Origin of the sequence: Kitasatospora sp. MY 5-36 (assembly GCF_001182915.1) — a bacterium.
Classification (GTDB): domain Bacteria; phylum Actinomycetota; class Actinomycetes; order Streptomycetales; family Streptomycetaceae; genus Kitasatospora.
Genome location: NZ_LFVW01001373.1, coordinates 1 through 470 on the forward strand (window position 1 = coordinate 1; position 470 = coordinate 470).

Here is a 470-nt window from a genome sequence, read left to right on the forward strand (position 1 = left end):
CGGAGGCCGCCGAGGCGGCGGCCCGCGCCGGGGCGTACCGGCGGCAGGGCGGCTAGGAACGCGAACGGCCGCACAGCGCCGAAGCGTTGTGCGGCCGCCGGGCGCGGCGAGGGCCCTGGAAGGCCGGAACGACGCTCCGACATCATCCGACCGACGGCGGGGGCCGCCGGAGGGCTCCCCCGGCGGCCCTCGCCGCGGCCGCGACCTGACGGTTCAGAAGACGGTTTAGAAGAAGCCGTCGTCCTCGTAGTAGTTGTTGACGACCACCTGCGGGTCGTCGTCGAAGGCCTCGTTCAGCAGCGCGCCGCCGACCAGGCCGGCCGCGCCGGCGCCGATCAGCGCGCCGGTGCCGAAGCGCCGTCCGCCCTGGGCCTGCTGGCCGGGCACCTGCGGCGGCTGGCCCTGCTGGACCGGCTGCGGGTAGCCCGCCTGCGCCGGGGTGTAGAACGGCGGGACGTTGGTCTGCACCC

1 pseudogene is annotated in these 470 nt (G+C 76.4%); it reads right to left on the bottom strand.

Annotated features, from left to right (window positions below):
- Positions 1-225: 225 nt before the first annotated feature.
- Positions 226-470 (bottom strand): annotated as a pseudogene (locus tag AE652_RS42500) (hypothetical protein); the annotation flags it as partial.